The organism is Rhodopseudomonas sp., from assembly GCF_036404135.1.
Lineage (GTDB): Bacteria > Pseudomonadota > Alphaproteobacteria > Rhizobiales > Xanthobacteraceae > Rhodopseudomonas_A.
In genome coordinates this window covers 1-21,196 of record NZ_DASWPE010000173.1, presented here as the reverse complement: position 1 = coordinate 21,196, position 21,196 = coordinate 1, and the positions used below count along the sequence as shown (strand labels likewise).

Sequence of the window (21,196 nt, the reverse complement as noted above, 5' to 3'; positions counted from 1 at the left end):
GTTCGGCTAGGCAAGACGGCCAGGCGCCGCAACGCGTCTGTTAGTTCGAAGGCGTCACCCCGCGAGCAGGCGGCGGCAGGCCTCGACGAACACCCGCGCGCCGGTGACGATGTCGGCGTCGCTGGTGTCCTCTGTCCAGTGGTGGCTGACGCCGCCGATCGACGGCACGAACAGCATGCCGGCCGGCATGATCCGGGCCAGCACCTGGGCGTCGTGGCCGGCGCCGCTCGGCATCCGCAGCGAACGGCCGCCGGCGAGCTCAGCGCTCGCCGCCTCGATGGCGCGGTGAAACATCGGGTCCATACGCGCGGGCGCGCCGGTGCGGACGCGCTCCACAACGACGCGGCATGGGCCTTGCGCGCTGGCGTCATCCGCCATGCCGTGCAGCAGCGCCTCCAGCCGTTCGATCACCGCCGGATCGTCGTCGCGAATCTGAAACAGCATTTCGGCTTCGCCCGGGATGATGCTCGGCGCGCCGGGCTCTAGCCTAATGCGTCCGGTGGTCCACACCGTGCGCGGGCCGGAGATTGCGGGGAAACGCTGATCGATCGCGACGCAGAATTTCGCAAGCGCCAGCCCGGCGTCCTTGCGCACCGCCATCCGCGTGGTGCCGGCGTGGTTCTGTTCGCCGACAAACGCGATACGATATTGCCAGATGCCGACGATCGACGTCACCACGCCGATCGCAAGCCCGCCGCTTTCCAGCGTGTCGCCCTGTTCGATATGGGCCTCGAGATAGCCGATGTGGCGGCCGGGTTCGGCGGTGATACGCGGCCGGCCTTCAAGACCGGCGTCGCGCAACGCCTCGCGCATCGGCCGGCCATTGCTGCGGTCGCGCGCGGCGTCGAGTTCGGCCTCGCTGACGTCGCCGATATAGGAGCGGCTGCCGAGCAATGATCCGAAATGGCCTTCCTCGTCGCACCATGACGCAACCTCGACGGCGCCTGGGATGCCCGGATCGCGGTTGATGACGCGCGCGGCTTCCAGCGCGTAGATCACCCCGAGCGGCCCGTCGAGCCAGCCGGCGTAGTTCTGGCTTTCCAGATGCGAGCCGGCGAGTAGCTTCAAGCCTGGCTTAGCGCTGGTGCCGAATACGTTGCCGATGCCGTCGATCGTGGCGCGGAGCCCGGCGTCGGGAAGTTTTTCCGCGAGCCAATGCAGCGAGGCGAGATGCGGCGCCGAGAAGGTCGGCTTGTGCACCCCGGTCTTATAGGCGCCGAAACAGCGCAGCGCAGTGAGATCGGCGAGCACGCGGGCGCCGTCGACGGGTGAAGCATGGTCAGACATCGGCGGCGACCTTCAGGGCTTCGGCGCGGATTTCTTCGACCAGGCGTTCTTTCAGCCTGACGAATTCCGGCGTGGTTTTGATCTTGTAGGAGCGCGGGTGCGGCAGATCGACGGCGATCTCGGCCTTGATGCGGCCGGGCCGCGAAGGTGGTCGCGAGGAGGGCAAGTTGACGCATGGCGGGGTCCCTTCCTGGCTGATGCGTGGCGGCCGCTCCATGGTGTGACGTCACAGGTTTGCCGCAACAAATTTCTGCATAAAATGTGCCGGCTCCGGGCCGCGTTGCAGGCTGCAAAGCGCTATATGTATAGACATAACGAAGGGGCCGTCAAGCCGCGGCGGCTCGACCACAATATGATCGAGCCGGTTGCAGGAATCCGCTATTGCTCGGCGAGCCGGATCCGGGCGGAATGCGCCGACGGCGGGATGTGGACGGGCGATGAGTGATCAGGCGATGGTCGTTTCGCCCGGCGCGGTCAGCCTCGATGACCTCGCGCGGGTGCTCGATGGCGCGGCGGTGCAGCTCGATCCGGCGTTCTGGCCGCGCGTTGAAGCGGCCGCGGATCTCGTCGCGCGGGCCGCCACCGCGGACGCCGCGGTCTACGGCATCAACACCGGCTTCGGCAAACTGGCGTCGAGCCGCATTCCGCTCGAGCAGACCGCGGCGCTGCAGCGCAATCTGATCGTCTCGCATTGCTGCGGGGTCGGGCCGCCGATGCCCGAGCCGGTGCTGCGGTTGATGATGGCGCTGAAGATCATTTCCCTGGGGCGCGGCGCCTCCGGCGTGCGCCGCGCGGTGATCGAGCAATTGCAGGCGATGCTGGCGCGCGGGATCTGTCCGCGGGTGCCGCAGCGGGGCTCGGTGGGCGCCTCCGGCGATCTGGCGCCGCTGGCGCATATGACCGCGGTGATGATCGGCGAGGGCCAGGCTATGCGCGGCGGCGCGGTCATCTCCGGCCGCGCGGCACTGGACGCGGCGGGTCTTGCGCCATTGACGCTTGGGCCGAAGGAAGGCCTGGCGCTGATCAACGGCACGCAGTTTTCCACCGCCTATGCGATCTCCGGATTGCTGCGCGCGCACCGGCTGGCCTGCGCCGGTCTCGTCACCGGCGCGCTGTCGGCCGATGCGGCGATGGCCTCGACGACGCCGTATCGACCGGAGATCCAGCTCTTGCGCGGCCATGCCGGGCAGATCGCCGCCGGCGCGACGCTGACGGCGTTGCTACAAGGCAGCGCGATCCGCGATTCGCATCTCGACGGCGACGCCCGCGTGCAGGATCCGTATTGTCTGCGCTGCCAGCCGCAGGTCGCCGGCGCGGCCTTCGATCTGCTGACCCAGGCCGCGCGCACGCTGATCATCGAGGCCAACGCCGTGACCGACAATCCGCTGGTGCTGGTCGACAGCGGCGAGATCGTCTCCGGCGGCAACTTCCACGCCGAGCCGGTGGCCTTCGCGGCCGATCAGATCGCTCTTGCGATTGCAGAACTCGGCGCGATCAGCGAGCGGCGCATCGCCACGCTGGTCGATCCGGCGCTGAATTTCGGCCTGCCGCCGTTTCTCGCCTCCGCGCCCGGGCTTCATTCCGGCTTCATGAGCGCGGAAGTGACGGCAGCGGCGCTGCATGCCGAGAACAAGCAGCGCGCGGCACCTTGCTCGACCGACTCGACGCCGACCAGCGCCAACCAGGAAGATCATGTCTCGATGGCGGCGCATGCGGCGCGCAGGCTGTCGGAGATGGCGGATAATCTCGCCGGCATTCTCGGCATCGAGCTGCTGGTGGCGGCGCAAGGCGTTGGGCTGCGCGCGCCACATGCGACCAGTCCGGCGCTTGCAGCGGTGATCGACGCGTTGCGCGCTCGGGTGCCGGCGCTCGCTGGCGATCGCTACATGGCCCTCGATATCGCCGAGGCCACCGCGCTGGTGGCAAGCGGCGCGTTGCCGGCCGCGGCCGTCGCGGTACTGCGGCACGATCCGTTTCCGACCTTGCCTTGATCGGTCGCGCATCCCGATCGCTGCCGCCCGATCCCGCGTGCAATGCAGCGAACAATATTGAGACCGATTGGTAAGTCGTAAGAACCGCCGGTATCGCCGCAGTCGCCGGGCCATTTCACAACAACCGCTCGAACGATCCCGTCGCACAGCAGCCTTGCGATCGGGTGGCCAGCGCCGTTCCGCGACCCCAAGCAGCACCAGCAGAGTGCCGCAGCAACGACAAGACTTCACCGGGAGGAGATCACGTGATCAGGACCGCACTCATACTTACGGCATTCTGCGCCAGTACCGCGCTGACCGCGCCGGCGTTCGCCGCCGATCCAATCAAGATCGGCGTGGTCACGCCGCTGTCCGGCACCTACACGCCGATCGGCCAGCAGGTGCGCTGGGGGCTCGAGCTCGCCGCCAGCGAGGTCAACGCCGCCGGCGGCATCATGGGCCGCCAGGTGCAACTGATCTTCGAGGACGAGGAAGCCAACCCCTCGGTCGCGGTGCAGAAGGCGGAGAAGCTGTTCGACGTGCAGAAGGTGGATTTTCTCACCGGCACGGTGAACTCCGGCTCGACGCTGGCGGTCGGCCAGACCGCGGAGCGCGCCGGCAAGCTGATCGCCACCACGGTGTCGTTCGCGGATTCCATCACCACCGACAAATGTTCGCCCAATGTGTTTCGGGTCAACGCCCGCGCCAGCCAGCAATCCACCGCGCTGGCGGCCTGGGTGATCAAGCAGAAACCCAAAGCCAAAGTGTATTTCCTCGGCCCCGACTACGAGATGGGCCGCTCCACCGTGGCGACCTTCAAGAAGACCGTCGAGGCGCTCGGCGCCACGCCGGCCGGCGAGGTGTTCGCGCCGCTCGACAGCAAGGATTTCACGCAATATTTCGGGCAATTGCGCCAGGCCCGGCCGGAGGTGCTCTACACCTCGGTCGCCGGCAACGACACCGTGCGGCTTTTGACCCAGATGCAGGATTTCGGCCTCTTGCAGAACCTGTTGGTGGTCGGCGCCTCCGGCACCGTGACCTCGCAGAACATCGCGGCGATCGGCGCCGCCGCCGAGGGCTTCGGCACCGGCGTCGGCTATTCGACGCAAATCGACACGCCGGAGAACAAGACCTTCGTCGCGGCGTTTAAGGCCGCCACCAAGTCCGACCCCGACCTCTACGGCGCCGACAGCTATGGCCTCGTCTATTTCTACAAGGCCGCGGTCGAAAAGGCGCAATCCACCGAGACCGACAAGGTGCGCGCGGCGATGCGCGGCCTGGAATGGAACACGCCGCAGGGCAAGAAGACCATGCGCGCCGGCGATCACCAGGCGATCCAGCCGATGTATGTGGTGCGGGTCAACGGCGGCCAGTTCAAGATCGTCGGCAATGTCAGCGGCGAAGAGGCCATCGGCCCCGATAGCTGCGAGCGGTTTTGAGCGTGGTGATGCGCGATCCATGGGCCGGCGTCGGCGTGCGATCTCGACCTGGTGACGGCCGATGACGGCGCTGCTCGACTACGTCCAGTTCGTGCTGGCGCCGCAGATGATCACCGGGCTGTCGCTCGGGGTCGCCGTGGTGCTGGTGGCGCTCGGGCTGACCATCATCTTCGGCTTGCTCGACGTCATCAACATGGCGCATGGCGAGTTCTACGCGCTCGGCGCCTATCTGGCGCTGGCGCTCGGCGCCTCTGGCCTGAGCTTCTGGCTGCTGATCGTAATCGTGCCGCTGCTGATGATGCCGATCGGCTATGTGGTGGAACGCGGGCTGATCCAGCGGGTGTTCAACATGCCGGATCGCCACGTCACCACGTTGCTGTTGACCTTCGGGCTCGGCCTCGTGCTCGAGGAGGGGCTGAAAGTGGTGTTCGGCTCGACCACGCAGCGGCCGGCGACGCCGATCCCCGGCGCCATCGAGGTGATGGGCGTGATCCTGCCGACCTATCGGATGTTCCTGATCGTGCTCGGCATCGCGATCGTGGTCGCGGTGGCGGTCGTGGTCAACAAGACAAGGTTCGGCGCCATGGTGCGCGCCGCTGCCTACGACCGCAATATGGCGGCGTCGCTCGGCGTGCCGGTGGAGCGGGTGTTCGCGGGCACCTTTGCTTTTGGGGTGGCGCTCGCCGGGCTCGCCGGCGTGCTGCTGGCGCCGATCTATTCGGTGTTTCCGACCATGGGCCGCGACTTCATCTTCCTCGCCTTCACCGTGGTGATCGTCGGCGGCATGGGCTCGATCGCTGGCGCCGTCGTCGCCGGCCTGGTGATCACCCAGGTGCAGGCGCTGTCCAGTCTGGTGGTGTCGCCGGTGTGGAGCGATCCGATCGTGTTCAGCATCATGGTGCTGGTGCTGGTGATCCGGCCGCAAGGACTGTTCGGGCGGCTCGGTCATGGTTGATATCAACGTGGACGATGCCAAGGTGGCCGCCGTGCCGGCGCGGGTGATCGACCGGCTGGGGCTTTCGATGCGGGCGAGCCACGTGCTGGTCGCGCTGTTCGTGGTGGCGGCGTTGGTGTTCGCCGCGGTCGGGGTGATGCAGGACGATCGGTTCTTTCTGCGGCTCGGCACCGAGGCGCTGATCTTCGCCGGCCTCGCGCTGTCGGTGGATATCCTGCTCGGCTACACCGGGCTGTTGTCGCTCGGCCAGGCACTGTATTTCGGGCTTGGCGCCTACGTCTCTGCGGTGGTGCTGAAACAGGTGCCGTCATTCTGGGCGGCGATGGCCGCGGCGCTGGTGGTCTCGCTGGTGATCGGCTTCATCGCCGGGCTGATTGCCAACCGGGTCCGCGGCGTGTATTTCGCGCTCGTCACCTTCGGGCTGGCGCAGGTCGCCGCCCGCGCGGTGTACAACACCCGCTCGCTCGGCGCCTCCGACGGCTTGATCGGCGTGCCGGTGGTCCCGATCGACCTCGGCGTCTTCACCGTGATGTCGAATTCGCCGGCCGGCTTCTTCCTGTTCACGCTGGCCTTCGTCGTCGGGCTGTACGCGGTCTGCGCCTATCTGCTGGACACGCCGTTCGGCCGGGTGCTGTTGGCGCTGCGCGCCAATGAGCGCCGGGTGCCGTCGCTCGGCTATTCGACGCGCAACCTGCGGCTGTCGGCCTATGTGCTCGCGGCGGTGATCGCGTCGTTGTCCGGCGCGCTGTATCCGATGCTGCGCGGCTTCGTCTCGCCGGAACTGCTGTTCTTCACCACCTCGGGCAACGCGGTGATCACCGTGGTGATCGGCGGCGTCGGCACGCTGGCCGGCGCGCTGTATGGCGGCGTCATCCTCACCGTGCTGAAATCGGTGATCGGCTCGTTGACCCAACACCATCTGATCGTGATCGGGCTGTTGTTCATGGCCACCGTGATCTTCCTGCCGAAGGGTGTCATGGGGCTGGTGCGGCCGCTGATCGAGCGGGCGCTGCGCGGAGCCGGGCGATGAGCGTGGTGCTGGAAGTCCGCGGGCTCGGCGTCCGCTTCGGCGGCATCCGCGCCGTCGACGGCGTCTCGTTCGACGCCGAGCAGAACGCCATCACCACCATCATCGGCCCCAACGGCGCCGGCAAATCCACGCTGTTCAATCTGATCAGCGGCATGATCCGGCCGAGCTCCGGCAAGGTCATGCTGCGCGGCGTTAATCTGACCGGGCGGCCGCCCTACCAGATGCAGCGCGCCGGGATGGGGCGTTCGTTCCAGATCACCAATTTGTTCTTTGAACTCACGGTGTTTGAGAATCTGCGGCTGGCGGCGCAGCGGCTTGAAACCACCGGCCGCTTTCTGCTGCCGGTCTCCCGCAGCGGGCGGGCGTTGGCGCGGGTGCATGAACTGGTCGAGCGCTTTGCGCTGGCGCCGAAAGCCGGCGAACTCGCCGGCGCGTTGTCGCATGGCGAACAGCGCCGGCTCGAAATTGCGGTGGCGCTTGCCACCGAACCCAGCATCCTGTTGCTCGACGAGCCGACCCAGGGCATGAGCCATGCCGACACCGCGGACACCGCCGCCTTGATCCGCGATCTGGCGCGCGACGTCACCATTCTCCTCATCGAGCACGACATCGGCGTGGTGATGGACATCTCCAACCACATCGTGGTGATGCATCAGGGCCGCAAGCTCGCCGAGGGCGCGCCGGCCGTGGTGCGCGCCGATCCCGCGGTGATGGCCGCCTATTTCGGGCACGCGTGATGTTGAAGATCGAGCAACTGCAAGTGCATTACGGGCTGTCGCACATCATTCAGGGTGTAACGATGCAGGCGCAACCCGGCGAGGTGATCGGGATTTTCGGCCGCAACGGCGTCGGCAAGACCACGCTGATGAAGGCGGTGGCCGGCTGGGTCGGTGCCTCCGGCGGCGCCATTACGCTGCACGGCGAGCGGCTCGACGGCTTGACCGCGGACAAGGTCTGCCATCAAGGCGTCGGCTTCGTGCCGGAAGACCGCCGGATCTTTCCCGGCCTCAGCGTCGAGGAAAACCTCAAGCTCGGGCTGATGCAGCGCAGGGGCCGCAGCCGCGCCGAGCAGAACCGCGAGATCGAGCTGATCTACGAGCGGATGCCGCGGCTCGCCGAACGCCGCCGGCAGGCCGGCACCACACTGTCCGGCGGCGAGCAGCAGATGCTGGCGATGGCGCGGGTCATGGTCGGGCGGCCGCGGCTGGCCTTGATCGACGAGCCCAGCGAAGGCCTGGCGCCGATGATCGCCGCCGACATCTTCGCGATCATCGCGGAAATGAAGGCGGCCGGCACCATCATCCTGTTGGTGGAGCAGAACGTCGACGGCGCGCTCGGCGTCGCCGACCGCTTCTATGCGCTGGAGCGCGGCGCGGTGGTGCTGACCGGCAATGCCAAGGACGCCGCCGACCGCGCCCGGTTGATGGACGTCATCGCGGTGCTGTGATCACCAGCCGCGACGCCTGGTTCGCCGCTGCCAGAAGATCCGCGGAGATGATGTCCATCACCGCGGTCATCGCCGCGGAGACCACGCGGCGCGGGTGGGTGGCCCAGGCCACGGTTCGAGCGATCGCCGGTTTCTTCAGCCGATGCGCCTGCAAGCGCCCGGCGGCCAACGCGGCGTGCAGCGCGATGCCGGGCAGCACGGTGACGAGGTCGGTGGTCGCCACCACCTCGCAGATCGCCGACAACGTATCGATCTCCAGCCGCGGCTTCAGCGTGAAGTCGGCCTCGGCCGCGGCGGCGTCGAGAATCCGGCGCAAGCCGTGGCGCCGCGACGGGATCACGATGTCCATGCCCTTCAGCCGCGCATAGGGCACGATCGCCGGCAGCGCCAGCGCGCTGCCGGGGCGCCGCGCCAGCATCATCTGTTCGTCGAGAATATGGTGCGCGGTGAGCGGCGATTTGCCGGGCGGCATGTTGACGATGGCGATGTCGAGCTGGCCGGCGGCGACCCAGTCCAGCAACATCTCGGTATAGCCCTCGCAGACCAGAAGCTGGATCTCCGGATAGCGCGCCGCGATCTTCGCCGAGGAGGTGGCGAGCGTGCTCTGCGCCGCCGAGGTGATCATGCCGATCGAGACCCGGCCGGAGATCTTGCCGTCGAGCCGCGCCATTTCCTCGCGGGCGTGGTCGATGGTCTGCATGATCGAGCCGGCGAGCCTGGCCAGGGTTTCGCCCGCCGCGGTCAGCGTGACGCCCTGCGCCTGACGATAGAACAATTGCTTGCCGACGGATTTTTCCAGCTTGGCGATCTGCATGCTGAGCGCCGGCTGCACGATGTTGAGCTGCCGCGCCGCGCGGGTGACGTTGCCCTCCTGCGCCAGGCAGAGGAAATACTGCATCTGCTTGAAATCCATGGCCCAGCCCTCCGGTCGCGGGGAACCATATCATCACTTTTGATGATCGAGAAAATCAAAATCTATTATTTGCAGTGATCGGCGGCGGCGCGTAGCCTTGCCGGCCTGACCCCGCGTTCGCGCAACGAAACCCGGGGCATAAGGGATTTGGGTGGAAACCATGATGCAGTCTTCGCGGCGACGCCTGATCGTCGGCATTTCCGGCGCCTCGGGCGTGATCTACGGCGTGCGGCTGTTGCAGCTGCTGCGCAACGCCGGGGTCGAAACCCATCTGGTGATGTCGAAAACCGCGGAAATCACCTTCGCCTATGAGACCAGGCTGAAGATCGCCGAGGTCAAGGCGCTGGCGCACACCCATCACCCGATCGACGACATGGCGGCTGCGATCGCCTCCGGCTCGTTCCGCACCATGGGGATGATCGTGGCGCCGTGCTCGATGCGCTCGATGTCGGAGATCGCCTCGGGCGTCACCACCACGCTGCTGACGCGGGCCGCCGACGTCACGCTGAAGGAACGCCGCCGCCTGGTCTTGATGGTGCGCGAGACGCCGCTGCACACTGGGCATCTGCGCACCATGACCGCGCTGTCGGAAATCGGCGCGATCATCGCGCCGCCGGTGCCGGCGTTCTACGCCAAGCCGGACGGGCTCGACGACATGGTCGACCACACCGTGGGGCGAGTGCTCGATCTTTACGACATCGACGTCGGCGTGGCGCCGCGCTGGGGCGAAGACCCTGCGCTGCAACGTCGCCGCGCCGCGACCGAGCAGCCGAACTGACCACGTTGCCAGAGGAAACGATGACCAAGACAAGCAGCCTGCACGCCCTCGCCGGGCACAACGCCACGCCGGATCTGCGCAGCTGGCTGCGCCAGCTCGAAGCCAGCGGCCGGCTCGCGGTGGCCCGCGCCGGCATCGCGCTGAGCGACGAACTCGCCGCGGTGGCGAAGACGTTGGAGCGCGACAGCGCGGTGCTGTTTCCGCAGCCCGGCCAGCATGCAATCCCGGTGGTCGCCAACATCTTCGCCGACCGCAGCTGGGTCGCCGATTCGCTCGGCGTCCCGACTGATCAGTTGCTGACGCGGTTTCAGGACGCGGTGCGGCATCCGCTGCCCTGGGTCGAGGTCGAGGAGGCTGCGGCGCAACAGGTGATCCACCGCGACGTCGATCTCTTAAAGCAACTGCCGATCCCCAAGCACAATGAGCATGACAGCGGGCCCTACATCACCGCGGCGCTATTGATCGCGCGCAATCCGCTGACCGGCATCCAGAACGTCTCGATCCATCGCTGCCAGGTCAGCGGGCCGGACCGCATCGGCGTGCTGCTGCTGCCGCGCCACACCCAGCATTACTTCAAGATGGCGGAAGCGGCCGGCCAGCCGCTGGAGATCGCGCTGGTGATCGGCGTACATCCGGCCTGCATCCTGGCGTCGCAGGCGATCGCCGCGGTCGACGAAGACGAGATGGAAATCGCCGGTGCGCTCTTGGGCCATCCGATCGAGATGGTGAAGTGTCGCACCAATCAGGTGCGGGTGCCGGCGCACGCCGAAATCGTGATCGAGGGCCGCATCCTGCCGAAAGTTCGCGAGCCGGAAGGCCCGTTCGGCGAATTCCCGCAATATTACGGACCGCGCGCCGACCGCGAGGTGATCCAGGTCGACGCCATCACCCATCGCGCCAGCCCGATTTTCCACACCATCGTCGGCGGCGGCATGGAGCACTTGGTGCTTGGCGAAATCCCCCGCGAGGCGACGCTGCTGGAGCATCTGCAGCGCAGCTTTTCCAGCGTGCGGGATGTACGCTTAACGCGGGGCGGGGTGTGCCGCTATCACCTCGTGGTCAAGATCGACAAGACCAACAATGGCGAGCCGAAGAACATCATCATGGGCGCGTTCGGCGGGCATTACGATCTCAAGCAGGTGGTGATCGTCGATATGGACGTCGACATCGACGATCCGCACGAGATCGAATGGGCGATCGCGACCAGGTTCCAAGCCGATCGCGACCTCGTGGTGGTGTCCGGCGCGCAGGGCTCCAAGCTCGATCCCTCCAGCGACGCCGGCATCAGCGCCAAGATGGGCCTCGACGCCACCAAGCCGTTGGAAGCCGAACCGATGGTGTTCAAGCGAATTCACGTTCATGGTCTGGAAGACGTCGATCTGTCGCGCGTGCTGCAGAGCGACCCGAAGGCGGCGCTGGCGCGGATCATCTGACGCCGACGCATAATGCAACGCCGGCACAAGCCGGGAGTCTTTTTGGGAGGCGACGCATGAAGCGACGAGCTGCGCTAGTGACGATGGCAGGGGTCTGCGCCTTTCTGGCCGGCGGGGGCGGGCTGCACGCCGAGAACGCAACGACCCTCAAGGTCGGCGTCAACAAGGTGATCAGCGACGTGGTGTTCTACATCGCGCAACAACGCGGCTTCTTCACCGAGCAGAACTTGAAGGTCGAACTGATCCCGTTCGATTCCGGGCCGCGGATGATCGCACCGCTCGCCGCGGGGCAGATCGACATCGGCGCCGGGGCCTCCTCGGCCGGGCTGTTCAACGCGGTCGGCCGCGGCATAGGCGTCAAGATCGTCGCCGACAAGGGCTCCACCGCCGCCGCTTATGACTACATGCCGCTGCTGCTGCGCAAGGATCTAATCGATTCCGGCAAGGTGAAAAGCTTGGCCGATCTCAAGGGGCTGAAGCTCGCCGCGGCGGGGCCGGGCTCGGCCACCAACGCCAAGCTCGCGGTCGCGCTCGGCAAGGGCGGCCTGACCTACAAGGACGCCGACAACGTCAATATGAGCTATCCGCAGCAAGTGGTGGCGCTGTCGTCGAAAGCCATCGACGGCGCGATCACCACCGAGCCGTCGGCGAGCCAGGCGATCGACAGCGGCGTCGCGGTGCGGTTCTCCGATCCCTCGCTGTATCCGGGCCAGCAGGTTGCGATCCTGCTGTATGGCGACGATCTGTTGACCAAGCGCCGCGACGTCGGCCAGCGCTTCATGAACGCCTACGTCAAGGCATCGCGAGTCTACAACGACGCCACCCGCAAGGGGCTGTTCAATGGTCCTGGCTCGGAGCAGCTGATCGATCTGATCATCAAGACCACCGGGCTCACCAATCGCAAGTTGTTCGAGACCATGGTGCCGAACGGCATCTCGCCGGACGGCGCCATCAATATGACGAGCCTCGCCGACGATCTGAAGTTTTTCGTGGCGCAGGGCCAGGTCGAAAAGCCGGTGGTGGTCGGCGACGTCGTCGACATGTCGTTCGCGGCCAACGCGGTCAAGCAACTCGGGCCTTACCAGCCGAACTGAGACAACGGAGACAGCATGGCGGCGATTCAAATCGTTCACGATCGCGCGGCGGCGGCGCCGCGGCCGACCCAGATCTCGCTGTCCGGGGTGCGGAAATATTTCGGCACCTCGGGCTTCGTGGCGCTTGACGGCATCACCGTGGATATTCTGCAGGGCCAGTTCTTCGTCATCGTCGGCCCCTCCGGCTGCGGCAAGACCACTTTGCTGCGGATTCTCGCCGGGCTCGATCACGAAAGCGAAGGCCGCGTCGACGTCCGCCAGGTCGATCCCGCGCGGCCGAGCAATTCGATGATCTTCCAGGGCGACTCACTGTTTCCCTGGATGACGGTGTTCGACAACGCCGCCTATGGGCTGCGGATGCGCAAGGTCGCCGAGCCGGAGGTCGCCGACAGCGTGCGGGTCTGGCTGGAGCGGATCGGGCTGTGGCGGTTCCGCGACCGCTATCCGCATCAATTGTCCGGCGGCATGAAGCAGCGGGTGTCGATCGTCCGCGCCTTTGCCAATGATCCGGAAATCTTGCTGATGGACGAGCCGTTCTCCGCGCTCGACGAACAGAACAAGCTGTTGCTGCATGAGGAATTGCTGCGGATCTGGGAAGCCACCCGCAAGACCGTGGTGTTCATCACCCACAGCGTCGACGAGGCGGTGACGCTCGGCGACCGCATCATGGTGATGACCGCCAATCCCGGCCGCGCCAAGGCGCTGATCGACGTGCCGTTCGAACGGCCGCGCAACGTGCTGGAGCTGCGCCACAAGCCGGCCTATGGCGAACTGGTCTACGACATCTGGGAACAGTTGCGCGAGGAGGTCAATCGCGCGCGGCAGTTGGAGGGCAGCGCATCATGAACCACGGGTTGAAAGGTTATGAGCGCGCGATCGGCATTCTGACGCCGCTCCTGCTGTTGCTGTTGTGGGAGGCGGCCGGCCGGTTCCAGCTGATCGACGTCCGATTCTTTCCGCCGCCGTCCAGCATCGTGCATCAGATCGGCGTGTTGCTGGCCTCCGGCGAACTCGTGCATAATACGCTGGCGAGCCTGCGGCGGCTGGCGCTCGGCATGCTGCTCGGCGGCGTGCCGGCGCTGCTGCTGGGCCTGGCGATGGGGATTTCGCGGCCGCTGCGGGCGGCGATCGATCCGTTGATTTCCGCGACTTACCCGATTCCGAAAAGCGCGATCCTGCCCTTGGTGCTGTTGATCTTCGGGCTCGGCGAATTTTCCAAGGTGGTGATGGTGGCGCTCGGCGCGTTCTATCCGATCGTCATCAACACCATGGTCGGCGTCGTCAATCTGGATCGGATCTATCTCGACGTCGGGCACAATTTCCGCGCCAGCCGCTGGCAGGTGTTCCGCACCATCGCGCTGCCTGGAGCCCTGCCGTCGATCATGGCCGGGATCAAGCTCGCCGCCGGCATGGGGCTGATCCTGATCGCGATCTCGGAGATGGTGGCCTCCGACGACGGCATCGGTTTCATGATCTGGAACGCCTGGCAGGTGCTGACCGTTGACACCATGTATGTGGGCCTGTTGGTGATCGCGATCCTCGGCTTCGTGTTCTCGATCGTGCTTGACGAGATCGAACGCCGATTGATCCCCTGGAAGACCAACGCCTGAGCGGAGGTTGCATGTCGACTGCGTTGCGTATCGCCCATGGCGAATTCGGCCGTGTCGCGCTATTGGACATGGATTGTTCGCTGGTGCGGCACGCCCATCCGCATTGCCATGTGCTGCTGAAGGTCGAAGGCGCCGACACCCAGTTCGTGGTCGGCGATCAGGTCTATCCTTTGACCGACAATGGCGCGGTGCTGGTCAATGGCTGGCAGCCGCACGCCTATGTGCACGATCCGAACCGGCCCTGCACCTTGATCCTGGCGCTCTATGTCGAGCCGCAATGGCTGAAGCGGTTCCGTCCGGGCTGGGCGGCCAGCGGCGCGCCGGGATTCTTCAGCCAGCCCTCCGGCGAAATCTCGCCGCGGATTCGCAACCTCAGCATGGCGCTCGCCGCCGAGATGATGTCGCGGCCGGACAGCGTCTTAGCGCACGAGACGCTGCTGTCCGATCTGATGGTGGCGGTGATCGAGCGCTTCACGCCGTGGCGCAGTTTCCCGAGCTCGATTCGCGAGATGGCGGTGACCGGACGCGACTGGCGCATTCGCCGGGCGATCGACGCGATGCGCGCCGAGGCCGGCCGCGCGCCGAACATCGACAAATTCGCCAAGGCCGCCGGGCTGTCGCGCGCGCATTTTTTCCGACTGTTCGAGAATTCCGAGGGTATGCCGCCGAAGGTCTATCTCAACGTGGTGCGGATGGAACATGCGGTGCAAGCGGTGCTGCATCAAGATGCGCCGTTCGGTGAAATCGGCGAGACCCTGGGCTTCGCCGAGCCGGCGCATTTCACCCGGTTCTTCCGCAACCATTCCGGCGTCGGCCCGCGCGAATTCCGCAACGTGTCGCGGCTGGCGAGCTGACGCCGCGTGGCGGTCGTTCGAATGAGACGGTTTGGTAATTGCCGAGCACGACCGGCATGGCCCGGTCCGCCGATCTGCTGACAAGGTTGCTCACGCGCGGATCACACGCGCGACCGGGAGCACGAGTTCAGGATGGCGCAACCCGCCGAAGCGGCAATCGAGCTCGACGTCAACCGGCCTTGGGTCGGCCGCTCGATCGAGCGCGTCGAGGACGCAGCCCTGCTCACCGGGCGCGGCCGCTACATCGACGATCTCGGCACCCGGCCGGGCACGCTCTATGCGGCGATCCTGCGCTCGCCGCACGCCCATGCCGACATCGTCGCGATCCGCACCGCGGCCGCGCGGCAGCTCGCCGGCGTCGTCGCGGTGCTGACCGGCGACGACATCACCGCGCTGACCTCGAGCCTCGTGGTCGGCGTCAAGGCGCCGGTGCAATGCTGGCCGATCGCGGTCGACCGGGTGCGCTATGTCGGCGAGGCGGTGGCGTTGGTGATCGCGCAGGACCGTTATCTCGCCGAAGACGGCGTCGACCTGATCGAGGTCGACTACCAGGTGCGCGCGGCGGTGATCGATCCGCTCATCGCGCTGTCGGCGGACGCTCCGGTGCTGCATGACGGCTTTGCCGGCAATGTCGCCAGCGATCGCAGCTTTCGTTACGGCGACCCCGAGCGCGCCTTCGCCGAGGCGCCGCACCGCATCTCCGTCGCGATCAACTATCCGCGCAATTCCTGCACCCCGATCGAGACCTATGGCGTGGTCGCCGACTACGATGCGGCAGAAGATGCCTACGACGTGCTGGCGAATTTCCAGGGGCCGTTCAGCATCCACGCGGTGATCTCGCGCGCGCTGAAGGTGCCCGGCAATCGGCTGCGGCTGCGTACCCCGCCGGATTCCGGCGGCAGCTTCGGCATCAAGCAGGGAATCTTTCCATACATCGTGCTGATCGCCGCGGCGTCGCGGGTGGTCGGCCGGCCGGTGAAATGGATCGAGGACCGGCTGGAACATCTCACCGCCTCGGTATCGGCGACCAACCGCTCAACCACGCTCGCCGCGGCGGTCGCCGCCGACGGCAAGATTCTGGCGCTCGACTGGGATCAGGTCGAGGATTGCGGCGCTCACTTACGCGCGCCGGAGCCGGCGACGCTGTACCGGATGCACGGCAATCTCACCGGCGCCTATGCGATCGAGCACGTCGCGGTGCGCAACCGCGTCGTCGTCACCAACAAGACCCCGACCGGCTTGAACCGCGGCTTCGGCGGCCCGCAAATGTATTTCGCGCTGGAGCGGCTCGTGCAACGCATCGCGGTCGAGCTAAGCCTCGATCCGCTCGGCGTGATCAAGCGCAATCTGGTGCCGGCGGGCTCGTTTCCGTATCGCACCGCGACCGGGGCGCTACTGGATTCCGGCGACTATCAGCAGGCGATCGCGCGTGGCGTCGAAGGCGGCAAGCTCGAAGAGTTGAAATCGCGGCGCGACGCGGCACGGGCGCAAGGCCGGCGCTACGGCATCGGCTATGCCGCGGTGGTCGAGCCCAGCGTCTCCAACATGGGCTACATCACCACGGTGCTGACCGCGGCGGAGCGCCGCAAGGCGGGGCCGAAGAACGGCGCGCAGGCGACAGCCACCGTGGCGCTCGATCCGGTCGGCGGCATCACCGTGCACGTCGCCTCGGTGCCGCAGGGCCAGGGCCATCGCACCGTGCTGTCGCAGGTGGTCGCCGACGTGTTCGGCGTCAAGCCTGCCGATGTCCGCGTCAACACCGAGATCGACACCGCGAAGGATGCCTGGTCGATCGCGTCCGGCAACTACGCCAGTCGTTTTGCCGCCGCGGTCGCCGGCACCGCGAAACTCGCTGCCGGACGCCTCGCGGAGCGGCTGGCGCGGGTCGCGGCGAGCCAGTTGAATATCGAGGTCGCCGACGTGGTGTTTCGCGGCGGCCGGGTCGGCTCGAAGTCCAACCCGGACAACAGCATCGCGTTTACGCGGCTCGCCGCGCTGAGCCATTGGTCGCCGGGCTCATTGCCGGACGATATCGGCAACACCTTGCGCGAGACGGTGTTCTGGACACCGACGGAATTGGCGGCGCCGGACGATGCCGACCGGGTGAATTCCTCGCTGTGCCACGGCTTCATCTTCGACTTCTGCGGCGTCGAGATCGATCCGGTGACGCTGGAGACGAAGATTGATCGCTACGTCACCATGCATGATTGCGGCACCATCCTGCATCCCGGCATGGTCGACGGCCAGATCCGCGGCGGCTTCGCCCAGGCGATTGGCGCAGCACTCTACGAGGAATATGCCTACGCGGCGGACGGCAGTTTCCTCACCGGCACGCTCGCTGATTACTTGCTGCCGACCACGATGGAAGTGCCGGATCCGATGATCCTGCATATGGAGACGCCGTCGCCGTTCACTCCGCTCGGCGCCAAGGGCGTCGGCGAGGGCAATTGCATGTCGACGCCGGTGTGCATCGCCAATGCGGTGGCCGACGCGCTCGGCATTACGGACATCACGCTGCCGCTGGTGCCGGCGCGGCTGGCGCAGATTTTACGCGGCGATGAGCGTGGCGCGCCCGCGGGCGGCCGCGCGGCCGCGGCGCCGCGGGCCGGCGGCAACGACCGCAAGCTGCGCGGCGAGGGCCGCGCGTCTGTCGGCGCGCCGCCCGAGCAAGTCTGGGCGATGCTGCTCGATCCCGACACGCTGAAGCGGGTGATCCCGGGCTGCGAGCGCGTCGAGAAAATCTCCGATACCTATTTCCGCGCCGAGGTGACGCTCGGCATCGGCCCCGTCACCGGGCGCTATCGCGCCGACGTCAAATTGTCGGATCTCGATCCGCCGCGCGCGGTGACGCTCGGCGGCAGCGCCGAGGGCGCGCTCGGCTTCGGCGGCGGCGAGGGCCGCATCACGCTTGCGGCCGATGCCGCCGGCGGCACCACGATGACTTACGTCTACGAGGCGGCGATCGGCGGCAAGGTCGCCTCGATCGGCGGCCGGCTGCTCGACGGCGCAACGCGCGTGATCATCGGAAAGTTTTTCACCGCCCTCGCCGCGACCGCCGGCGGCCAGCTGGTGCCGCGCGATTCCTGGTTGACGCGGCTGCTGCGGCTCGTCGGGTGGTCGCGATGAAGCCGGCAGCGTTCGACTATGTCCGGGCCGAGACGGTCGGCGAGGCGCTCGAGGTGCTGGCGCAGCACGGCGGCGATGCCCGCATCATCGCCGGCGGCCAGTCGCTGATGGCGATGCTCAACATGCGCCTCGCCCGCCCGAAAGTGCTGATCGACATCATGCGGCTGCGCGAATTGGATTCGATCACGCACAGGTCCGGTCGCGTCACGATCGGCGCCGGGGTGCGGCAGGCGGCGCTGCTGGCCTGGCCGGAGCTTGCCACAAGTTTGCCATTGATCGCAAAGGCGCTGCCGTGGACCGGCCACGCTCAGACCCGCAGCCGCGGCACGGTGTGCGGCTCGCTGGCGCATGCCGATCCCAGCGCCGAATTGCCGCTGGCGCTGACAGCGCTCGGCGGCGAAGTCCATCTGCGCAGCGCCGGCAAGCAGCGCAAGGTCGCGGCGCGCGAGTTCTTTGCCGGCATGATGGCGACCGCGCGCGCCGACGACGAATTGATCGAGGCGGTGTCGTTTCCAGCCGGCAACGCGCGCTGCGCGTTCCGCGAAGTGGCGCGCCGGCACGGCGATTTCGCCATCGTCGCCTGCGCCGCGGTCGTCACCCAGGACGGCGTGCGCTTCGCGGTCGGCGGCGTCGCCGACGTGCCGACCGCGCGCGACTGGCCGCGGCTCGAGGGTAGCGCGCTCGACGACGCGCTGAACGGCTTTGCCCACGAGCTCGATGCCCGCGACGACGTCCACGCCACCGCGCGCTATCGTCGCGATCTGGTGCGGTTGATGGGCCGCGATCTGCTGCGCGAGGTGCTGCAATGAGCCGCTTGTCGTCCTCGCAGCGCCACCTGGTGCGCTTCACGCTGAACGGCAAGCCGGTGCAGGGCGAGGCCGAACCGCGGCTGCTGCTCACCGATTTCCTGCGCCAGAGCATCGGCGCCACCGGCACTCATGTCGGCTGTGAGCACGGCGTCTGCGGCGCCTGCACCATCACGGTCGACGGCCAGCTCACCCGCGCCTGCCTGACGCTGGCGGTGCAGATCGACGGCTGCGATCTCAAGACCGTCGAGGGCCTGGCGCCGGCGCCGGATCGCTTGGGCGTGTTGCAGGCGGCGTTTCGCCGCAACCACGCTTTGCAATGCGGCTTCTGCACCGCCGGCATCCTGATGTCGCTCGATCACTTCCTGCGGCACCATCCGACGCCGAGCGAGGCCGAAATCCGCGACCTGTTGAGCGGCCATCTGTGCCGCTGCACCGGCTACACGCCGATCGTCACGGCCGCGCTCGAAGCGGCCCGCGAACTTGCGGCGCAATCCAGGAGCGAACGCACCGATGCTTGATCTCGGAAGCAGTTTTGTCGCCAGCGTCGCGCGCGATCCCGACGCCACCGCCATCGTCGACGGCGACGTCCGGCTGAGCTACCGGCAATGGTACGGCAAGATCTCGTCGCTGGTCGCAGCGTTCGACCGCATCGGGCTGAAGCCCGGCGATCACCTCGTCACCGCGCTGCAGAACCGCTGGGAAGCCGCGACGATTCATTGGGCCTGCCAGTTCGCCGGCATCGTCATCACCCCGGTGAATTGGCGCGCCAAGGCCGACGAACTGGATTTCTGCATCGAGAATTCGGAATCCTGCGCGGTGGTCTATCAGGACGTCAGCGCTGAGGCGGTGGCGCAGTCGAAGCTGGCGCCGGGGCTGCGCCGGGTCGGGCTCGACGACGAGGCCGCCGACGACAAATTCTTCAGCTTCAAGGACATGGTCGCGCGCGAGGCACCCGACGCAAACCCGCGGGTCAGCGCCGAGGCCTGGTCGATCATGCTCTACACCTCGGGCACTACCTCGAAGCCGAAGGGCGTGCCGCGACGGCATCGCGCCGAGCGCGCTGCGGCGGTCGCCCATGTCGCGCAGAATCTCTACGGCCGCGGCGAGCGCACGCTCGGCGTGATGCCGCTCTATCACACCATGGGGGTGCGCTCGCTATTGGCGATGTCGCTGATCGGCGGCACCTTCGTCTGCCTGCCGCGTTACGATCCGCCCCAGGCCTTGAAGCTGATCGCGGCGGAAAACATCAGCACCCTCTATCTGGTGCCGACGCTGTATCACGACCTGGTGTATCACCCGGATTTCGCCGGAAGCGACGTCTCCAGCGTACGCAAGCTCGGCTTCGCCGGCGCGTCGATGACCGACGGGCTGTTGAAGAAGCTCGACCAGGCGTTTCGCCCCGAGCTGTTCGTCAATCATTACGGCAGCTCGGAGATCTACACCTTCGCGATCGATCAGAACGCGGTCGCCAAGCCGGGCTCCGCCGGCCGCGCCGGCATCAATCAGCATATCAGGGTGGTGCGGTTGAATGCCACTTCGGTGGCGGATGTCGCCGCGATCGACGAAGAGGGCGAGATCATCGCGCATCTTTCCAGCGACGAAGCTTTCGAAGGCTATTGGCGACGCCCGGAGGCCGATGCCAAGGCGCTGCGCGAGGGCTGGTACTTCACCGGCGACACCGGCTTCATCGATGCCGACGGCGACCTTTTCGTCACAGGACGAGTTGACGACATGATCATCACCGGCGGCGAGAACGTTTCTCCGGTCGAAGTGGAAAGCTGCCTGTCGCTGCACGACGCGGTCGCCGAGGTCGCGGTGGTCGGATTGCCGGACGAGCGCTGGGGCAAGATCGTCGCGGCGTTCGTCAAGCGCGGCGCGCCGGTCAGCGCGCGCGAACTGGAGCAGTTCTGCCAGGCGTCGGGTTTGGCGAATTTCAAGCGTCCGCGGCGCATCGTGTTCGTGGATGAACTACCGAAATCGCCGGTCGGCAAACTGCTGCGCCGGCTGCTGGTTGCCGGTGACTACGATCCGGAACGCGCGCCGCCCGGCGCCGCCTGAACTCAAGATCCCAACAGAAGGACATCTCCAATGCCGTCATCCTACGCCTTCACCGATCCCCGCCTCGGCAAGCTCGACGGCTTTCACGTCGAGATCGACGAAGCCCATCAGCGCGCCGATATCATTCTCGACCGGCCGCCCTACAACGTCGTCAGCATGCCGCAGCGCGATCAGTTGCGGCTGGTGTTTGAAACCCTCGACGAGGACGATCGCGTTCGCGTCATCGTGCTGCGCTCGGTCGGCGAGCATTTTTCCAGCGGCGGCAATATCGGCGGCTTCATGGAGGCCTCGCCCGAGCACGTCTCGAAACTGGCCTGGAACATCGCAGCACCCGCGCGCTGCGCCAAGCCGGTGATCGTCGCCAATCGCGGCTATTGCTTCGGCGTCGGTTTT

19 protein-coding genes and 1 pseudogene are annotated in these 21,196 nt (G+C 66.8%); 17 read left to right on the top strand and 3 right to left on the bottom strand.

Going from position 1 to position 21,196, the window contains the following annotated elements; genetic code table 11:
* Positions 1 to 54 precede the first annotated feature (54 nt).
* Together VGC77_RS20100 and VGC77_RS20095 are read right to left on the bottom strand one after the other, a co-directional pair.
* Positions 55 to 1,287 (bottom strand): Zn-dependent hydrolase, encoded by a 1,233-nt coding sequence (locus tag VGC77_RS20100; RefSeq protein WP_331173334.1) that lies wholly within the window; start codon positions 1,285 to 1,287, stop codon positions 55 to 57.
* Positions 1,280 to 1,432, bottom strand: a pseudogene (locus VGC77_RS20095) (ABC transporter ATP-binding protein); the annotation flags it as partial. The gene VGC77_RS20100 and the pseudogene VGC77_RS20095, both read right to left, overlap by 8 nt.
* A gap of 292 nt (positions 1,433 to 1,724) precedes the next feature.
* On the opposite strand from VGC77_RS20095, the gene hutH reads away from it, so the two are divergent.
* From hutH to VGC77_RS20065, 6 genes are all read left to right on the top strand, one after another.
* A complete protein-coding gene (gene hutH, locus VGC77_RS20090) occupies positions 1,725 to 3,278 on the top strand; it encodes a histidine ammonia-lyase (RefSeq protein WP_331173333.1) in 1,554 nt (517 codons plus the stop codon).
* Positions 3,279 to 3,523: 245 nt separating this feature from the next.
* Positions 3,524 to 4,696: an ABC transporter substrate-binding protein gene (locus VGC77_RS20085; RefSeq protein WP_331173332.1), complete on the top strand. Its 1,173-nt coding sequence runs from the start codon at positions 3,524 to 3,526 to the stop codon at positions 4,694 to 4,696.
* Between the two features lie 61 nt (positions 4,697 to 4,757).
* Entirely contained in the window at positions 4,758 to 5,651 is an 894-nt protein-coding gene (locus VGC77_RS20080) for a branched-chain amino acid ABC transporter permease (RefSeq protein WP_331173331.1), read from the top strand.
* Positions 5,644 to 6,681, top strand: coding sequence for a branched-chain amino acid ABC transporter permease (locus VGC77_RS20075; RefSeq protein WP_331173330.1), 1,038 nt, complete (start codon positions 5,644 to 5,646; stop codon positions 6,679 to 6,681). The genes VGC77_RS20080 and VGC77_RS20075 overlap by 8 nt, the downstream gene beginning before the upstream one ends.
* On the top strand, positions 6,678 to 7,418 hold the full coding sequence (locus VGC77_RS20070) for an ABC transporter ATP-binding protein (RefSeq protein ID WP_331173329.1): 741 nt from the start codon (positions 6,678 to 6,680) through the stop codon (positions 7,416 to 7,418). Before VGC77_RS20075 ends, VGC77_RS20070 begins: the two co-directional genes overlap by 4 nt.
* A complete protein-coding gene (locus VGC77_RS20065; RefSeq protein ID WP_331173328.1) occupies positions 7,418 to 8,128 on the top strand; it encodes an ABC transporter ATP-binding protein in 711 nt (236 codons plus the stop codon). The genes VGC77_RS20070 and VGC77_RS20065 overlap by 1 nt, the downstream gene beginning before the upstream one ends.
* Here the strand turns inward: VGC77_RS20065 and VGC77_RS20060 are convergent.
* Complete coding sequence (locus VGC77_RS20060) at positions 8,112 to 9,041, bottom strand: LysR family transcriptional regulator (protein ID WP_331173327.1); 930 nt, start codon at positions 9,039 to 9,041, stop codon at positions 8,112 to 8,114. The genes VGC77_RS20065 and VGC77_RS20060 overlap by 17 nt on opposite strands.
* A 160-nt stretch (positions 9,042 to 9,201) precedes the next feature.
* On the opposite strand from VGC77_RS20060, the gene VGC77_RS20055 reads away from it, so the two are divergent.
* The 11 genes from VGC77_RS20055 to VGC77_RS20005 all read left to right on the top strand — a co-directional run.
* Entirely contained in the window at positions 9,202 to 9,819 is a 618-nt protein-coding gene (locus VGC77_RS20055) for a UbiX family flavin prenyltransferase (RefSeq protein WP_331173326.1), read from the top strand.
* A gap of 20 nt (positions 9,820 to 9,839) precedes the next feature.
* Positions 9,840 to 11,252, top strand: coding sequence for a UbiD family decarboxylase (locus VGC77_RS20050; RefSeq protein WP_331173325.1), 1,413 nt, complete (start codon positions 9,840 to 9,842; stop codon positions 11,250 to 11,252).
* 56 nt (positions 11,253 to 11,308) lie between these two features.
* Positions 11,309 to 12,346, top strand: coding sequence for an ABC transporter substrate-binding protein (locus tag VGC77_RS20045; protein ID WP_331173324.1), 1,038 nt, complete (start codon positions 11,309 to 11,311; stop codon positions 12,344 to 12,346).
* A 15-nt stretch (positions 12,347 to 12,361) separates the two neighbouring features.
* Positions 12,362 to 13,192 carry an ABC transporter ATP-binding protein gene (locus VGC77_RS20040; RefSeq protein WP_331173323.1) on the top strand — a complete coding sequence of 277 codons (831 nt, stop codon included), beginning with the start codon at positions 12,362 to 12,364 and terminating at the stop codon, positions 13,190 to 13,192.
* Positions 13,189 to 13,956: an ABC transporter permease gene (locus VGC77_RS20035; RefSeq protein WP_331173322.1), complete on the top strand. Its 768-nt coding sequence runs from the start codon at positions 13,189 to 13,191 to the stop codon at positions 13,954 to 13,956. Before VGC77_RS20040 ends, VGC77_RS20035 begins: the two co-directional genes overlap by 4 nt.
* 11 nt (positions 13,957 to 13,967) lie before the next feature.
* Positions 13,968 to 14,810 (top strand): AraC family transcriptional regulator, encoded by an 843-nt coding sequence (locus tag VGC77_RS20030; protein ID WP_331173321.1) that lies wholly within the window; start codon positions 13,968 to 13,970, stop codon positions 14,808 to 14,810.
* 132 nt (positions 14,811 to 14,942) lie between these two features.
* On the top strand, positions 14,943 to 17,936 hold the full coding sequence (locus tag VGC77_RS20025) for a xanthine dehydrogenase family protein molybdopterin-binding subunit (protein ID WP_331173320.1): 2,994 nt from the start codon (positions 14,943 to 14,945) through the stop codon (positions 17,934 to 17,936).
* Positions 17,933 to 18,745, top strand: a complete 813-nt coding sequence (locus VGC77_RS20020) for an FAD binding domain-containing protein (RefSeq protein ID WP_331173319.1) — start codon at positions 17,933 to 17,935, stop codon at positions 18,743 to 18,745. Before VGC77_RS20025 ends, VGC77_RS20020 begins: the two co-directional genes overlap by 4 nt.
* Positions 18,742 to 19,263 carry a (2Fe-2S)-binding protein gene (locus tag VGC77_RS20015; protein ID WP_331173318.1) on the top strand — a complete coding sequence of 174 codons (522 nt, stop codon included), beginning with the start codon at positions 18,742 to 18,744 and terminating at the stop codon, positions 19,261 to 19,263. Before VGC77_RS20020 ends, VGC77_RS20015 begins: the two co-directional genes overlap by 4 nt.
* A complete protein-coding gene (locus VGC77_RS20010; RefSeq protein ID WP_331173317.1) occupies positions 19,256 to 20,803 on the top strand; it encodes an AMP-binding protein in 1,548 nt (515 codons plus the stop codon). Before VGC77_RS20015 ends, VGC77_RS20010 begins: the two co-directional genes overlap by 8 nt.
* Positions 20,804 to 20,833: 30 nt before the next feature.
* The coding region (locus tag VGC77_RS20005) for an enoyl-CoA hydratase/isomerase family protein (protein ID WP_331173316.1) at positions 20,834 to 21,196 on the top strand (363 nt) is incomplete at its 3' end.

Coding starts and splice junctions, on each gene's coding strand:
- VGC77_RS20040 (WP_331173323.1), top strand. CDS start 12,362: ATGGCGGCGATTCAAATCGTTCACGATCGCGCGGCGGCGGCGCCGCGG.
- VGC77_RS20080 (WP_331173331.1), top strand. CDS start 4,758: ATGACGGCGCTGCTCGACTACGTCCAGTTCGTGCTGGCGCCGCAGATG.
- VGC77_RS20050 (WP_331173325.1), top strand. CDS start 9,840: ATGACCAAGACAAGCAGCCTGCACGCCCTCGCCGGGCACAACGCCACG.
- VGC77_RS20075 (WP_331173330.1), top strand. CDS start 5,644: ATGGTTGATATCAACGTGGACGATGCCAAGGTGGCCGCCGTGCCGGCG.
- VGC77_RS20055 (WP_331173326.1), top strand. CDS start 9,202: ATGATGCAGTCTTCGCGGCGACGCCTGATCGTCGGCATTTCCGGCGCC.
- VGC77_RS20100 (WP_331173334.1), bottom strand. CDS start 1,287: ATGTCTGACCATGCTTCACCCGTCGACGGCGCCCGCGTGCTCGCCGAT.
- VGC77_RS20015 (WP_331173318.1), top strand. CDS start 18,742: ATGAGCCGCTTGTCGTCCTCGCAGCGCCACCTGGTGCGCTTCACGCTG.
- VGC77_RS20025 (WP_331173320.1), top strand. CDS start 14,943: ATGGCGCAACCCGCCGAAGCGGCAATCGAGCTCGACGTCAACCGGCCT.
- VGC77_RS20010 (WP_331173317.1), top strand. CDS start 19,256: ATGCTTGATCTCGGAAGCAGTTTTGTCGCCAGCGTCGCGCGCGATCCC.
- VGC77_RS20065 (WP_331173328.1), top strand. CDS start 7,418: ATGTTGAAGATCGAGCAACTGCAAGTGCATTACGGGCTGTCGCACATC.
- VGC77_RS20045 (WP_331173324.1), top strand. CDS start 11,309: ATGAAGCGACGAGCTGCGCTAGTGACGATGGCAGGGGTCTGCGCCTTT.
- hutH (WP_331173333.1), top strand. CDS start 1,725: ATGAGTGATCAGGCGATGGTCGTTTCGCCCGGCGCGGTCAGCCTCGAT.
- VGC77_RS20070 (WP_331173329.1), top strand. CDS start 6,678: ATGAGCGTGGTGCTGGAAGTCCGCGGGCTCGGCGTCCGCTTCGGCGGC.
- VGC77_RS20030 (WP_331173321.1), top strand. CDS start 13,968: ATGTCGACTGCGTTGCGTATCGCCCATGGCGAATTCGGCCGTGTCGCG.
- VGC77_RS20035 (WP_331173322.1), top strand. CDS start 13,189: ATGAACCACGGGTTGAAAGGTTATGAGCGCGCGATCGGCATTCTGACG.
- VGC77_RS20060 (WP_331173327.1), bottom strand. CDS start 9,041: ATGGATTTCAAGCAGATGCAGTATTTCCTCTGCCTGGCGCAGGAGGGC.
- VGC77_RS20020 (WP_331173319.1), top strand. CDS start 17,933: ATGAAGCCGGCAGCGTTCGACTATGTCCGGGCCGAGACGGTCGGCGAG.